Annotated in this window: 13 protein-coding genes; 5 read left to right on the top strand and 8 right to left on the bottom strand. The window is 70.4% G+C overall.

Annotation, left to right across the window (positions count from 1 at the left end; genetic code table 11):
* Positions 1–40 precede the first annotated feature (40 nt).
* Positions 41–2,515: an alpha-L-arabinofuranosidase C-terminal domain-containing protein gene (locus ACH4TV_RS18895; protein ID WP_398399398.1), complete on the bottom strand. Its 2,475-nt coding sequence runs from the start codon at positions 2,513–2,515 to the stop codon at positions 41–43.
* 132 nt (positions 2,516–2,647) lie between these two features.
* On the opposite strand from ACH4TV_RS18895, the gene ACH4TV_RS18890 reads away from it, so the two are divergent.
* The gene (locus ACH4TV_RS18890; protein WP_398399396.1) at positions 2,648–3,091 is read left to right on the top strand and encodes a DUF6314 family protein; all 444 of its coding nucleotides are present in this window, start codon (positions 2,648–2,650) and stop codon (positions 3,089–3,091) included.
* On the opposite strand, the gene ACH4TV_RS18885 is transcribed toward ACH4TV_RS18890, so the two are convergent.
* The 3 genes from ACH4TV_RS18885 to ACH4TV_RS18875 all read right to left on the bottom strand — a co-directional run bounded on the left by ACH4TV_RS18885 (position 3,073) and on the right by ACH4TV_RS18875 (position 5,723).
* Positions 3,073–3,666 carry a histidine phosphatase family protein gene (locus ACH4TV_RS18885; RefSeq protein ID WP_398399394.1) on the bottom strand — a complete coding sequence of 198 codons (594 nt, stop codon included), beginning with the start codon at positions 3,664–3,666 and terminating at the stop codon, positions 3,073–3,075. The two genes, ACH4TV_RS18890 and ACH4TV_RS18885, sit on opposite strands and share 19 nt — an antisense overlap.
* Before the next feature lie 119 nt (positions 3,667–3,785).
* Positions 3,786–4,226: a GNAT family N-acetyltransferase gene (locus ACH4TV_RS18880; RefSeq protein ID WP_398399392.1), complete on the bottom strand. Its 441-nt coding sequence runs from the start codon at positions 4,224–4,226 to the stop codon at positions 3,786–3,788.
* A gap of 63 nt (positions 4,227–4,289) precedes the next feature.
* On the bottom strand, positions 4,290–5,723 hold the full coding sequence (locus tag ACH4TV_RS18875) for a PLP-dependent aminotransferase family protein (RefSeq protein WP_398399390.1): 1,434 nt from the start codon (positions 5,721–5,723) through the stop codon (positions 4,290–4,292).
* Here ACH4TV_RS18875 and ACH4TV_RS18870 point away from each other — a divergent pair.
* Both ACH4TV_RS18870 and ACH4TV_RS18865 read left to right on the top strand, forming a co-directional pair.
* Positions 5,722–6,645 (top strand): DMT family transporter, encoded by a 924-nt coding sequence (locus tag ACH4TV_RS18870; RefSeq protein WP_398399388.1) that lies wholly within the window; start codon positions 5,722–5,724, stop codon positions 6,643–6,645. The genes ACH4TV_RS18875 and ACH4TV_RS18870 overlap by 2 nt on opposite strands.
* Positions 6,646–6,666: 21 nt before the next feature.
* Entirely contained in the window at positions 6,667–6,861 is a 195-nt protein-coding gene (locus ACH4TV_RS18865; RefSeq protein WP_398399386.1) for a DUF1918 domain-containing protein, read from the top strand.
* Positions 6,862–6,874: 13 nt separating this feature from the next.
* On the opposite strand, the gene ACH4TV_RS18860 is transcribed toward ACH4TV_RS18865, so the two are convergent.
* Positions 6,875–8,149, bottom strand: a complete 1,275-nt coding sequence (locus tag ACH4TV_RS18860; RefSeq protein WP_398399385.1) for a glycoside hydrolase family 10 protein — start codon at positions 8,147–8,149, stop codon at positions 6,875–6,877.
* Between the two features lie 169 nt (positions 8,150–8,318).
* On the opposite strand from ACH4TV_RS18860, the gene ACH4TV_RS18855 reads away from it, so the two are divergent.
* Positions 8,319–9,194, top strand: a complete 876-nt coding sequence (locus tag ACH4TV_RS18855; RefSeq protein ID WP_398399383.1) for a 3-hydroxybutyryl-CoA dehydrogenase — start codon at positions 8,319–8,321, stop codon at positions 9,192–9,194.
* Between the two features lie 203 nt (positions 9,195–9,397).
* Positions 9,398–9,655, top strand: a complete 258-nt coding sequence (locus ACH4TV_RS18850) for a hypothetical protein (RefSeq protein WP_398399381.1) — start codon at positions 9,398–9,400, stop codon at positions 9,653–9,655.
* A 54-nt stretch (positions 9,656–9,709) separates the two neighbouring features.
* Here ACH4TV_RS18850 and ACH4TV_RS18845 read toward each other — a convergent pair whose 3' ends face one another.
* The 3 genes from ACH4TV_RS18845 to ACH4TV_RS18835 all read right to left on the bottom strand — a co-directional run bounded on the left by ACH4TV_RS18845 (position 9,710) and on the right by ACH4TV_RS18835 (position 12,981).
* Positions 9,710–10,249, bottom strand: a complete 540-nt coding sequence (locus tag ACH4TV_RS18845; RefSeq protein WP_398399380.1) for an NUDIX hydrolase — start codon at positions 10,247–10,249, stop codon at positions 9,710–9,712.
* A gap of 130 nt (positions 10,250–10,379) precedes the next feature.
* Entirely contained in the window at positions 10,380–11,729 is a 1,350-nt protein-coding gene (locus tag ACH4TV_RS18840; RefSeq protein WP_398399378.1) for a transcriptional regulator, read from the bottom strand.
* Between the two features lie 208 nt (positions 11,730–11,937).
* Positions 11,938–12,981, bottom strand: a complete 1,044-nt coding sequence (locus ACH4TV_RS18835) for a PP2C family protein-serine/threonine phosphatase (RefSeq protein WP_398399764.1) — start codon at positions 12,979–12,981, stop codon at positions 11,938–11,940.
* Between the last annotated feature and the right edge of the window lie 501 nt (positions 12,982–13,482).

Genomic DNA, 13,482 nt, shown 5'->3' with positions numbered 1-13,482 from the left:
CTGAACCGCCCGTCCTATCAGCCCACCTCAGTCTTCTTGGTCACCCCTTCTTGATGCGCAGGAAGGTCACGGAGTTCGCCGGGAACGTGTACGTGAACTTGCTCGCGACGCCCTTGAACGTCGACCTCACCGGCGCGACCGGGGTCGCCGTCTCGCTGTTCACCGCGTCCGGTGCGGCGGCCAGCGTGGTCACCGCGGCCTTGGACCTGACCTTCGTACGGCCGAGGTCGATCGTCGTACGGGCCTGCGCCGCCTGGGCGTTGACCACCTTGACGATCAGGTCGCCGGTCTTCGCGTCCCTGGTGACGATCTGACGGAACGGCTCGGCCGGCTTGTCGTCGGTGAAGCTGCCCCACTCCTGGCCGTCGAGGTACATGGTGACCTGACGGCCCCGCACCTTGACCTCGATGTCGTAGGCGCGGCCCGTCTCGATCGAGCCGGCCTTCGACATGAGCGTCGACTTGCCGCCGTCCGTGGCCTGTTCGACGGCGGACTGGGTGTTGTTCCAGCCGCCCAGGTTCCACCAGTAGTAGTTGCCGGTGTCCTTGACGCCGAAGGCGACGAGGAAGCCCTCCTTGCCGGCCTTCTTGGTGGCCTTCACCTGCAGGTCGTAGTCGTGCCAGGCGGGGTCGCCCGCGGAGACCATGGTGTTCTCGGCGGCGACGTCCGTCTGGACGTACTGCCCGTCCTGGACCGCCCAACTCCCGCCCCCGCTATGGGTCCACCGGGAGGCGTCACCCGAGAAGTCGTCGCTCAGCAGCGCCGTGCCGTCCGCGCCGGTGACCTTCACATCGTCGTACGCCGCCGTGGTCGCCCACGTCGACAGGCCGACGGCGCCGGAGATCGGGCCGCTCACGGAGGGCGTGCCGGTGGCGGTGGTGGGCACCACGCGGTCGCCGACGTTGGTCATGAACAGCTTCTGCACCTCGTACGAGGCCGAGCCCCAGGACGCGTGGTTGTTGAACCAGATCATGTCCGGGCGCCACTGCACGTAGTCCTCGTTGGCCAGCAGCGGGGCGTACGAGGCGAGCTTGACGACGTCCGCGTTGCGCTCCAGACCGGTCATGAACGCGGCCTCGGTGAGGGCGTTCTTGAAGGTGTTGCCCTGGGAGGCGTACTCCCCGAGGAAGACCTTGGGACCGCTGCGGTCGTAGGAGTCGTAGCGGTCGTTGTTCTGGAGGAACCACTGCGGGCTGTTGTAGTAGTGCTCGTCGACCATGTCGACGTCGGCGTCCCGGTTGAGCTTCCAGGCGGTGTCGAAGGTCGAACCGCTGTCGTCCGGACCGGAGTTGGAGATGATCGTGATGTCCGGGTACGTGGCCTCGATGGCGGTCCGGAACTCCGTGAAGCGGGCGAAGAACTCGTTGGGGAGGTTCTCCTCGTTGCCCACCTCGATGTGGGTGAGGTGGAAGGGCTTGGGGTGGCCCATCTGCGCCCGCTTGCGGCCCCACTCGCTCGTCACGGGACCGTTGGCGAACTCGATGAGGTCGAGGGCGTCCTGGATGTGCCGCTTGAGCAGCGCCTCGTCGACGACGGCCTGGTTCTGCCCGCAGCCGGTGACCAGCGCCGGGACGACGGGCAGCGGCATCGCGCCCATGTCCTCCGAGAACTGGAAGTACTCGTAGTAGCCGAGTCCGTAACTCTGGTTGTATCCCCAGAAGTTGGAGTTGGTCGCGCGCTCCTCGACCGGCCCGATGGTGTCCTTCCACTGGTACGAGCGCCGGCGTTCCCAGTTGGACGCCTCGCTGTAGTCCTGCATGGACCCGGTGTTGACCAGGCAGCCACCCGGGAAGCGCACGAAGCCGGGGTCGAGCGCGGCGACCTTGTCGGCGAGGTCCTTGCGCAGCCCGTGCCCCTTGTACGTGTCCCGGGGCATCAGTGAAATCATGTCCAGGGCAACGGAGTTGTCCGTCGCGACCGTCAGCCGCCCGGCGGAGCTGGAGCGGGTCGCGGTGAACCGCGCCCGGTACTCGGCCCAGCCGCCCTTCACCGCGACCTGGCGGGCCTCGCCGAGGGTGCCCCCGGCGTCGGTGAGGGAGACGGTGAGTGCGCCGGCCTGGTCGGCGCGGGCCCAGACGGAGAAGTCGTACTTCTTGCCGTCCTCGACCCTGATCCCGGTGTTGTAGCCCGAGTTGGTGACGGCCGAACCGGCGTCCAGGGAGAGGTAGGTGCGGTTACGGGCGTTCAGGCGCCCGTCGTCGTTCAGGGCCGTCCCCGTACCGCTGACGGCCCAGGAGGTGAGGGGCGTGTACGAGCGGTTGTCGGCGGTGGAGTACTCGAAGGACCGGTTCTGCACGAGTTCGGCGTACAGACCGCCGTCGGCGGCGCGGTTGATGTCCTCGAAGAAGACGCCGTACATCGTGTCGTCGATCTTGGCGCCCTTGGCGGCCGGGTCCACGGTGATGGCGTAGTCGGTGACGTCCTCGGCGTTGGCCGGGGCGGGAACGACCGCCGAGACCACCAGGAGTGCGGTGGCCGTGAGACCTAGTCTCCAGCGGGTGCGTGTGCTTGACATGGATACTCCGCGGCTCTGTCGATGCATTCGAAATACCGGACAATGATCAGCACTTCGAACGGCAAGATAGGTATGTGATTGAAGTGCGTCAATGGGGCGCACGAACTCGAATGTTTCGGAGAAGGCGGCGGCGTGGGCGAGTTCCGGCCAGTAGCCGATGCGCTGCTGTATCTGGCGGGGAGTTGGCGGGTTACGCGGACCGTGCGGGACCTGGCGAGCACGGACGAGGGGACTTTCACCGGCACGACAACGTTCAGCCCGTTGCACGGAGACGGTCTGCTGCACCACGAGTCAGGCACGTTCGTGTGGCAGGGCACCGCCCGGCCCGCCGAGCGGACACTCCGTTTCCTCCCTGGCAGCGCCCCGGGCACGGCGGACGTCCGTTTCGCCGACGACCGCCCGTTCCACGACCTGGACCTGACCACGGGCCGATGGGTCACGGACCACCCCTGCGCGGCCGATCTCTACCGTGGCGAGTTCACGGTCCTGGACGCGGACCGCTGGCGCACGGTGTGGCGGGTCGGAGGCCCCGCCAAGAACCTCGTCCTCACCACCGGCTACGCCCGCGCCGACTGAGGGAACACGCTCTCGAAGCGGAGGTTCCAGCGGCCCGTACGGCCCGTGACGACAGTCCTGGACAACGGGCGGACGTCGAGGTTCCAGTACGTCGAGGGCGGGGCCTTCAGGGCGTAGACCAGGGCGGCCCGGATGACCGAGGGCTCGGCCACCGCGACGATCCGGCCGCCGTCGTCCAGGGGCCGGGTGTCGAGCCAGCCTCCGACGCGGGAGATGAAGTCCAGCAGCGACTCGCCGCCGTGAGGAGTGGCCCGCGGATCGGCGAGCCAGGCGTCGACCGCGTCGGGCTCCCGGGCCATCGCCTCGCCGAGGGTGAGCCCGCGCCAGCGGCCCATGTCGCAGTCGCGCAGAGCGAGCTGGACGAGCGGCCCGTAGCCCAGGGCGTCCCCGGTCGCACGGCTGCGGGGCGTCGGCGAGCAGTACCGCAGTTCGGCCGCCGCCAGCGGCACCAGATCGTGGGCGGCGCGCTGCACCTCGTCCCAGCCGGCCTGGTCCAGCGGCCGGTCGTCGTCGAAGCGCTCCGCGAGCAGCGGGGAGCTGCGCGCGGCGGCGACGAAGGTGACCCGAAGTTGCATGCGGCGATGGTGAGCCGCGAAAGTACGCAGGTCAAGAGGCGTTACTCAGGAGTTATGGAGGGTACGCGCCGACCATCTCCCGATCACTACAGAGGCTTTACACCGCCCCCACGAAGGCTTCACGCGAAGTGGAGCGCCATCCACTGGTCGGGCTTGTCGAGCGGCTTGAAACCGATCTTCTCGTAGACGCCGTGCGCGTCGTGGGTGGCGAGCAGGATGCGGCGGACCCCGAGCGCCCCGAGGTGATCGCGCACCTGACGCACCATCGCCGTACCGACCCCGGTGCCCCGCACCGACCGGTCGACATACACATCGCACAGCCACGCGAACAGCCCGTGATCCGTCACCACCCGCGCGTACGCCACCTGTTCGCCCGACGCCGTGTCGTACACACCGAAGTTGAGCGAGTGCGCGATCACCCCGTCGAACGTCGCCCGGGGCCGCTCCAGCGCCCAGTAGGCATCGGTCGACAGCCAGCCGTGCACCCGGTCGACATCGACGCGGGCGGGGTCGGTGGAGATCTCGTAGCCCTCGGGGAGGGCGGGCACGTCGTCGCTCATGGCGGGAGGTTCACAGGCCGCGCCCGCCGCTGTCGAACTGTTTTCCCGTGCGCCCACCCCATGTCACAAGACATCGTCACAGGCCGTACGCAGCCTCCGTACCCCCTCCCCGATCTCCCCCACCCCCGCGACCGCCGCGAAGCTCAACCGCACGTAGGGCGCGGGGGGTTCGGCGCTGAAGTAGGGGCGACCGGGGGCGATCGCGACGCCCGCCCGCAACGCTCCCGCGACGAGGGCGGACTCGTCCGCGCCGTCGGGGAGGCGGAGCCAGAGGTGATAGCCGCCCGACGGGATGTGAGGCAGGGCCAGTTGAGGGAGAGCGATGAGCAGGGCGGAGGTCATGGCTTCCCGACGGATCCTCAACTCCGTCGACACCGCGCGCAGATGGCGGGGCCAGGCCGGTGAGCCGACGAGTTCGAGTGCCGCCTCCTGCAGCGGCCGGGGCACGAAGAAGGTGTCGACGATCTGGATGGCGCGCAGCCGTTCCAGTACCGGGCCGCGGGCGGCGAGCGCGCTCACCCTGAAGCTCGGCGAGGTCGCCTTGGTGAGCGAGCCGACGTGCACGACCACACCGTCGGGGTCCTGGGCGGCGAGCGGACGCGGCAGCGGCCCCGCGTCCTCATGCACCAGCCGCCGTACGAAGTCGTCCTCGATCACGAAGGCGCCGGCCTCGCGGGCGATCCGCAGGACCTCGCCGCGCCGTTCGGGCGCGAGCACCGCCCCGGTCGGGTTCTGGAACAGGGGCTGGCAGACGAAGACGCGGGCGCCGGTCGCCCGGAACGCGTCGGCCAGCAGCGCCGGGCGTACGCCGTCCGCGTCCACCGGGACCGGCACCGGGCGCAGGCCGGCCGCGCGGGCGATCGCCAGCATGCCGGGGTAGGTGGGTGACTCGACCAGTACCGGCGCGCCGGGCGGTGCGAGGGCGCGCAGGGCGGTCGTCAGCGCCGACTGACCGCCAGCCGCGATCAGCACTTCAGCGGCCGTGACGCCGCCACCGATACCCCGCGCGAACCACTCGCGCAGCTCCGGCAGCCCGTCCAGGGCCGGCCGGCCCCAGGCCCCGGGCCGGCGTCCGGCCCGCGCCAGGGCCGCCGCCATCGCCCGCTCGGGCTGGAGCGAGGGGTGCAGATAGCCGCCGTTGAACTCGATCACACCGGGCGGCGGCGCGGCGAGCGAGACGACGACACCGGCGGCGTTCACCGTGCGCGGTACGAGATCGGCGGCGCCGTCCGCACTGAGGGCGACCTCCTGCCAGGAGGTGTCCCCGGTGGGGGCGGGAGTGGCGCGTGGCCGGGCGCGGTACGCGCCTGCTCCCGGCCGGGTCACCACCAGGCCCTCGGCGGCCAGTTGCGCGAGCGCCCGGGAGACGGTCACCGGGCTCACCCGGAAGCGCTCCACCAGTGCCCGGCTCGATGGCAGCTTTCCGCCAGGTGAGTAGCGGTTCAGTTCTTGTCGCAGCTGACTAGCCAGTTCGCCCACACTGCTACGCTCCTGCATGAGAGCACAGGATAGCGCTACTGCCCCGACCGGGATAGCGGTCAACGGCCCCCTCTCCCCGGAATCCCCAGGCGCAGGCACGATCCAGGCCGCTCTCGGGGTCACCGCCTTCTCGCTCACCTTCCCGGCCACCGTCTGGGGTCTGGAGGGCTTCGGCCCGTGGTCGCTGGTGGCCGTACGGTCCGTCCTCGCGGCGCTGATCGCGGGTGGCTGTCTGCTGGCCCTGCGTGTGCCGCTGCCCGGGCGCCGTCACTGGGCGGGGCTCGCGGTCGTCGCCGCGGGCGTGGTGATCGGCTTTCCGCTCCTCACCACGCTCGCTCTGCAGACCTCGACCACCGCGCACGCCGCCGTCGTGGTCGGCCTGCTGCCGCTGACGACGGCCCTCTTCTCGGCCCTGCGCATGGGCTCACGCCCCTCGCGCACCTTCTGGGCGGCGGCCCTCGCGGGCGCGGCGGCCGTCCTCGCGTTCACCGTCCAGCAGAGCGGCGGTGCCCTGACCAGTGCCGACGCCTACCTCTTCGGCGCCCTGCTGGTGTGCGCGGCCGGCTACACCGAGGGGGGCAGGCTGGCCCGGGTCATGCCGGGCTGGCAGGTCATCGCCTGGGCTCTGGTGCTGTGTCTGCCGCTCACCGCGCCCGCCGCCGCCCTGGCCCTCTCGTACGAACCCGTTCAGCTCACCGCGCACAGCGTTGCCGGGCTGCTGTGGGTGGCGGCGGGATCGCAGTTCTTCGGCCTGGTCGTCTGGTACCGGGGCATGGCGGCGATCGGCATTCCGAAGGCCAGCCAGTTGCAGTTGGCGCAACCCCTGCTCACACTGGTGTGGTCGGTCCTGCTGCTGGGCGAGCAGCTGACACCGGCCGCTCCGCTGACAGCGGCGGCCGTGCTGGTCTGCATCGCCGTCACCCAGCGGGCACGCGGCTGAGAGCCGAGAGGAGACCCGCAGATGCGCGCAACCGTGGGCGACCACCTTGTCCAGCACGGCAGGGTGGTCGGCCAGCACGACCAGATATCGGAAGTCGTCGAGGTACTGGGCCAGGAAGGCACTCCCCCGTACCGCGTCCGCTTCCCGGACGGGCACGAGGCAGTGATGTCACCCGGCCCCGACTGCGAAGTCCGCCACAAGGACAACGACCGATAGCGAACGCCGAGTTTCAGCGCGGTGGCGTCGCCGGCTGCTGGTAGTGGTCGGCGACCACCCGCGCCATGGCCCCGATCTTGTCGGTGCCCACTTCATTCGCCGAGAAGAACACGTGCCCCCGCGCCTCGGGGTGGTCCCGGGCGAGGGTCAGATGCCGGGACAGCTCGGCCGGGTCCTGCCAGGCCGCGGGCTGCGCCGGGTCACCCGCCTTGTACAGCGCCTCACCGACGTACAGCTTCGTGCCTGTGCCCTTCGCGACCTCCGCCCACCAGGGCAGCAACTTCGCGTAGTCGGCCGCGGCGAAGCCGATGTTCCAGTAGATCTGCGGGCAGATGTAGTCGATCCAGTTCTGCCGCACCCATTTCCTGGTGTCCGCGTACAGGTCGTCGTACGTCTGCACACCCGCCCGCGTGTCCGAGCCGAGCGAGTCGGTCGCCACGTTGCGCCACACGCCGAAGGGGCTGATCCCGAAGCTGGTGCCGGGGCGTACGGCCTTGATGCGGGCGGCCGTCTCCAGCACCAGCTTGTCTATGTTGTCGCGCCGCCAGGACGCCCGGTCGGGGAATCCCCCGCCGTAGTTCGCGTACGCGGCGTCGTCGTCGAAGGTCTGGCCGGCGACCGGGTACGGGTAGAAGTAGTCGTCCCAGTGGACGCCGTCGATCTCGTACTTCTCCACCGCGTCGAGCATCGCGTCCTGGACGAAGCGGCGGACCTCCGGCAGACCGGGGTTGTAGTACAGCTTCCCGCCGTACGGCACCACCCAGTCCGGGTGCTTGCGGGCCGGGTGGGAGGCGACGAGCTTGGTGGGGTCGGAGTGGTTGGCGATGCGGTACGGGTTGAACCAGGCGTGCAGTTCGAGACCGCGAGCGTGCGCCTCCTCGACCGCCGTGGCCAGCGGGTCCCAGCCGGGGTCCTTGCCCTGGGTTCCGGTGAGGACCTGCGACCAGGGCTCGTACGGTGAGGGCCACAGGGCGTCTGCCGTCGGACGGACCTGGAAGAACACGGCGTTGAGGCGCCGGCTCACCGCCGTGTCGAGGTGGGTGATCAGCTCGGCGCGCTGCTGGGAGGCGGTCAGCCCCTGCTTCGACGGCCAGTCCCGGTTGGCCACCGTCGCCAGCCACATGCCGCGCAGTTCGCGCGTGGCCCGCTTGCCCTTGCCGTCCGACCGGCTCGGTTCCGCGCCCGCGAGCGCGGCTCCCGCCACCGCCCCGCCCGCCACCAGCGTCGACAGGGCCGTCACGGCGAACGCCCGCCGTGATATGCGCGCGTGGCGCGCCTTCCCACTCATTTCCGTACCTCCGCCATGTGCTGTGTCGGACAAGTCACAGCCCGTCCGCACCCGTCCCGGGCCAGACTCCCATGTGAGGCCCGGACAATTGAGCAAGGGCCGCCGAAGGTAACGTGCAGGTTTGGCGCAGGGATCCTGCGAACGCCGGACCATCAGGGAAAGGGACGATGTGACGGACATCCCAGCGGGAGACATCTCACGCGTCGGAGTCGTGGGCTGCGGCCAGATGGGAGCGGGCATCGCCGAGGTGTGCGCCCGCTCCGGGCTGGACGTAAAGGTCGCCGAGACCACCGGCGAGGCCCTGGAGTTCGGCCGCACCCGGCTGATCAACTCCCTTTCCAAGGCGGCCGAGCGCGGCAAGATCTCCGAGGAGGAGCGGGACGAGGCGCTGGCGCGGCTCAGTTTCACCACCGACCTCGGCGAGTTCGCGGACCGCGATCTGGTGATCGAGGCCGTCGTCGAGAACGAGCAGGTGAAGACGGAGATCTTCCAGGTGCTCGACCAGGTGGTGACCCGCCCGGACGCGATCCTCGCCTCCAACACCTCCTCGATCCCCCTGGTGAGGCTGGCCGTCGCCACCTCCCGGCCCGACCAGGTCGTCGGCATCCACTTCTTCAACCCGGCCCCGGTGCAGCAGCTCGTCGAGCTGATCCCGGCGCTCACCACCTCCGAGGGCACCCTGGCCCGCGCCCAGCTGTTCGCCGAGAAGGCCCTCGGCAAGCACGCGATCCGCGCCCAGGACCGCTCGGGCTTCGTGGTGAACGCCCTGCTGATCCCGTATCTGCTCTCCGCGATCCGGATGTTCGAGTCGGGCATGGCCAGCCGCGAGGACATCGACAACGGCATGGAGCTGGGCTGCGCCCACCCGATGGGCCCGCTGAAGCTGTCCGACCTGATCGGCCTGGACACGGTCGCCTCGGTCGCGTTCTCGATGTACGAGGAGTACAAGGATGCGCTGTACGCCGCTCCCCCGCTGCTCCAGCGCATGGTCGACGCGGGCCGGCTCGGCCGGAAGTCCGGCTCGGGCTTCTACACCTACGGATAGGCACCTTCAGAAAATCACCCAGCGTCACGCTCGGGCATACGCGGGCCCGGCACTCTTCGGAGTGCCGGGCCCGCGGCATTCACACACCGTGTGCGCCCCGGACACGCATATGCCCCTCGCACACTCTCCCCACGCGCCCACCAGGCGAGTTGACTCTTCATGCGCATGCAAGGGATGTGACGACTACGGAAAGGAGCGGACACGTGACCGCCGACCCCGAGCATCCCGTGGCCCATGGAGAACTCGCAGAGTTACGCCGCCGCCTTGATGTCGCGTACGCGCGCGTCGAGGGAGGGCTGGCCCTGCTGAGTCATCGTACGAAGGAGACGGACAAGGAAGTCGACGATCTGAGCAGCCGGCTCATCCACCTGGAGCACGCCCGATGGCCGTTGCCGGCCGTCGCAGCCCTCACGGCCCTCGGGGCGCTGGCCGTGACGGTCTGGCAGGCCCTCGGCCGTTGACCGATCGGCCGGCCGACCGACCGGATCAACCGGCCGATCGACTGGCCGAACCGCCTAGGCGTCCTGCCCGAGCCTGAGATGGTGCAACAGCAGTAACGCGGCCGCCATGTTGGCGGCCGGGACCTCGCCGCGGACGACCATGTCGGGGACCAGCTTGAGGGGGATCCACTCCCGGCGGTCCGACTCGAAGTCGTCCACGGGGTGACCGATGTACTCGCCCTCCTCGGCCCAGTAGATGTGGTGCCGGGCATCGGTGAGCCCGTTGGACGGCTCGACACTCAGGAGATGCCGCAGGGGTCCCGGTCGCCAGCCCGTCTCCTCCTCCAGTTCCCTGGCGGCCGCGAAGGCGATGTCCTCACCGTCCTCCACGACCCCGGCCGCGAGTTCCCACCCCCAACTGTCGGTGATGAAACGGTGCCGCCACAGCAGGAGTACCTCGTTGGCCTCGTTCACCACCGTGGCCACGGCGACGGGCCTCAGCCGTATCAGGAAGTGGTCGAGATGCCGCCCGTCCGGTAACTCGACATCCGCCAGATTGACCCTGAACCAGCGATTTTCATACACAGTTTGTTCGTTCTGCTTCGTCCACTGCACGGTTCTGCCACCTTCCGCCGAATAGATGGCAATATGGCAGCAGGAGTGTGCTGACAGCAGGCGCACAGAATGCGACTCACCGCGCGGTTACCCGAGAAGCCGCGCGCCAAAGATGTCCAGCGCAGGGTGTCTAGAGCGGTACGCGCAGTGCCCCGTCGATCAGTTCGGCTGCCTCGGCCGTGCCCGCGCAGCCGTTGCGCACCAGGTGTTCGCGTACCGCGCGGAGTCTGTCACGCAGCCGCTGGGACTCCATTCCGCGCGCCTGTTCGGCCATCTGCACCGCGGTGGCCACCGCCTTGTCGGCGTTTCCCCGGCGCAGTTCGATCTGGCTGAGCATGGCGAGCCGGTGCACTCTGCCCCGGTCGTGCGCCGGGGTGTCCACCGCGGCCACCGCGTGCTCCCCCGCCGCCGACAGATCTCCGAGGCTCAGCAGCGCCTCCGCCACCTGGACGTTGACCAACCCCGGCTGGACATAGCCGGTTTCGTCGGGTTCGTGACCGCGCCGGATGCGTTCGGCGGCCTGCTCGGCCCGCCGGATGCAGGACAGCGCGCTGCTGCCGTCGCCCAGGTGCGCGTACGCCTTGGCCTGCATCGCGTAGAGGTCGGAGGCGAGCGCCGGCGTGATGTGCCTGCCCGCGGCGCGCAGCGCGGCCTCCGCGAAGGCGACGGCCTGCCGGAACTCCCGCATGAACAGCGCCTGGTTGACGAGCAGCGCGATGACGTACGCCCCAAGTCCCTGGTCCCCACTGGCCTTCGCCAGTCGCAGCGCCTGATGGAAGTAGCGCTGGGCGAGACCGTGGGCGTCGGAGTCGTACGCGCAGATGCCGGCGATCGCCACCAACCCGCCGGTGGCCCGGTGCAGTTGGCGGCCGGTGGCGTCGGTGTAGCTGCCGCGCAGCAGGGGCGCGGTCTCGGCGTTCAGGAAGCCGACGATCCGGGTACGGGTCCCGACGCCGCCGGCCTTGCGGTACATCTGCTCGTAGTGGGCGCGGGCCGAGCGGAGCATCTCGATGTCGGCCATGCTGACCCGGTGCCGGCCGCCGCGCGAGACGTCGACGTCCTCGGGCGGGTTCTCCCACTCCCACACCGGCATCACGGCGGGCGTACCGGTGACGGCGGGGGCGCCGAGGATGTGCGGGCGCTGCTGTTCGTCGCAGCGCCACAGTGCGGTCGCCCGCTCGACGAACCCGGACAGCGAGGTGCCGGTCGCGCCGAGCGGACCGGCGGTGTCGCCCGACACCCCGAGGCCGATGTCGTCCAGCCTGACGGGGCGGTGCAGCCGGGCGGCGAGCACCTCGCAGATCAGGTCGGGCACCTGGCCGCGCGGACGCTGCCCCTTCAACCACCGGGCGACGGCGGTGTGTTCGTATCTCAGGGCGAGACCACGTGCCCGGCCCGCCTGATTGACGTGCGCGGCGAGTCCCGCGTGTGAGATGCCGGCCTCGTCGAGAATCGCGTCGAGCAGGGTGTTGGGCTGCATGGAGGGCCCTCCGGTGGCTCGGTGCCGACGGTGCCTGCCGTGTCCGTCAGCGTAGTGTGTCCGCGTTCACACGGGGTGTGATCGAAGTGCGCGAATCCGTAGCGTGTGCGCACTGTCGCGGAGAGTTTCCATCGGCTTGACTGAAATGCCTCGCAAGAGGCCGCCGGGCCGCCGGCTCCCCCCTCGTACAGTGCGGCGGCCCGGCCCGTTAGGCAGGGGTAACTTCGGTTGTGGGTTGCCTGCCGGTAGTTCGTGGCTTGTCGCGCAGTTCCCCGCGCCCCTGAAGCTGGCGGCGATCGTTTCGCAGCACCAGTACGGCTACGTCGTCCGTCGGGGGGCCGCTCGTGTGCCTGAGCAGGCGGGAGAAGACGGCCCGGAGTACTGCCTGCGGGGACACCGGCTGGGTGCGTACCGCCTCGGCCAGGACGGCCGGCAGGGGAAAGAACCGGCCATGTGTGTCCCTCGCGTCCTCCACGCCGTCCGTGTGGAGCAACAGGGTCTCGCCGGGGAGCAGTCGGCCACACGGCGCGGGCGCCAGTTCGGCGGGCAGGGGGAACGGGCCGAGCGGTGGCAGGGGCTCGCCGCAGGTAAGTGCCTCCGCACGGCCGCCGCTGAGCAGATACGGCGACGGATGCCCGCAGTTGAAGGCCCACACCTCACCGTCCCGGCGGATCTCCAGGAGCAGTACGGTGACGAACTCCTCGGCGACCGGACTGTCGGGGTCGAGCAGGGCCGAGGGACCGGCCGAGGGATGCGCGGCCCGTGCCCGCTCGCCCAGGTGCCGGGCCAGCGCCCGCTCCAACCGCCGCAGGACACTGCCGAGTTCGGCCTCGTCGTGCACGGCCTCGCGGAAGCTTCCGAGGACGGCGGCGACGGTCCCGATGGCGGCGATGCCGTGTCCGCGCACGTCGCCCATCACGACCCGTACGCCGTACTCGGTGGCGATGACCTCGTACAGGTCACCGCCTACCACGGCACCCCGGTCGGCGGACAGCTGGGCGGCGGCGACGTTCAGCCCGTCGATGCGCGGCGGCAACGGACGCAGCAGCACGCTCTGCGCCGCCCCGGCGACCTGCCTGGCAAGGCTCAACTCCCGCAGGAGCGCCCGGCGGACATGCAGTATGAGCCCGGTCCCGACGGCGAAGAAAACGGCACTGGTGACGATCCGCGCCCCCAGCCCGCTCTGCTGGGCGAGCGGACAGACCAGCTTGTACGTGATCGCCGAGGCGCCCCACGCCGTGGGCAGCGCCAGCGCGAGCACCCGTCGCCGCGGCTGCCGCTCGATACGCCGGACGGGCTGCCGCTCGGGCGGGCGACGTCGACGCCGGCACCCCGGCCCGGCACTCCTGATCCGGAACCGGCACCTCCGCCCCACGAGCGCGGCCCGCAGTCGCCTAGTCCGGAGCCGAGCCCCGCAGGTAACCCCAGCCTTGATACGGATCATGCCGATGGCCCCCCAGTCAGGCCCTGACAACACAAATCGGACCGGCCTCGAAAGACCGGTCCGATTCTGTCGACCACATGCCCCGAAGGGACCAGATCACCCCAACTTGTCACCCAAAGGAGTGAAGTGACTGATGGGGGGTGGGGGGGGGGCCGCCCCCCCCCCCCCCCCCCCCCGGCCCCCCCCCCCCCCCCCCCCCCCCCCCCCGACCCCCCCCCCCCCCCCCCCCCCCCCCCCCCCCGCGGGGGGGGCAAAGCCCCCCCCCCCCCCCCCGGCGGGGGGGCCCCCCCCCCCCCCCCCCCCCCCCCG

The organism is Streptomyces sp. NPDC020898 (assembly GCF_044333925.1).
Taxonomy (GTDB): Bacteria; Actinomycetota; Actinomycetes; order Streptomycetales; family Streptomycetaceae; genus Streptomyces.
The sequence above is the reverse complement of the archived record's forward strand: the minus strand, read 5'-3'. Positions and strand labels throughout refer to the sequence as shown.

Bases quoted from the DNA above. Each gene is read 5' to 3' on its own strand.
- ACH4TV_RS18895 (WP_398399398.1), bottom strand. From the start codon at position 2,515: ATGTCAAGCACACGCACCCGCTGGAGACTAGGTCTCACGGCCACCGCA.
- ACH4TV_RS18885 (WP_398399394.1), bottom strand. From the start codon at position 3,666: ATGCAACTTCGGGTCACCTTCGTCGCCGCCGCGCGCAGCTCCCCGCTG.
- ACH4TV_RS18880 (WP_398399392.1), bottom strand. From the start codon at position 4,226: ATGAGCGACGACGTGCCCGCCCTCCCCGAGGGCTACGAGATCTCCACC.
- ACH4TV_RS18870 (WP_398399388.1), top strand. From the start codon at position 5,722: ATGAGAGCACAGGATAGCGCTACTGCCCCGACCGGGATAGCGGTCAAC.
- ACH4TV_RS18875 (WP_398399390.1), bottom strand. From the start codon at position 5,723: ATGCAGGAGCGTAGCAGTGTGGGCGAACTGGCTAGTCAGCTGCGACAA.
- ACH4TV_RS18865 (WP_398399386.1), top strand. From the start codon at position 6,667: ATGCGCGCAACCGTGGGCGACCACCTTGTCCAGCACGGCAGGGTGGTC.
- ACH4TV_RS18860 (WP_398399385.1), bottom strand. From the start codon at position 8,149: ATGAGTGGGAAGGCGCGCCACGCGCGCATATCACGGCGGGCGTTCGCC.
- ACH4TV_RS18840 (WP_398399378.1), bottom strand. From the start codon at position 11,729: ATGCAGCCCAACACCCTGCTCGACGCGATTCTCGACGAGGCCGGCATC.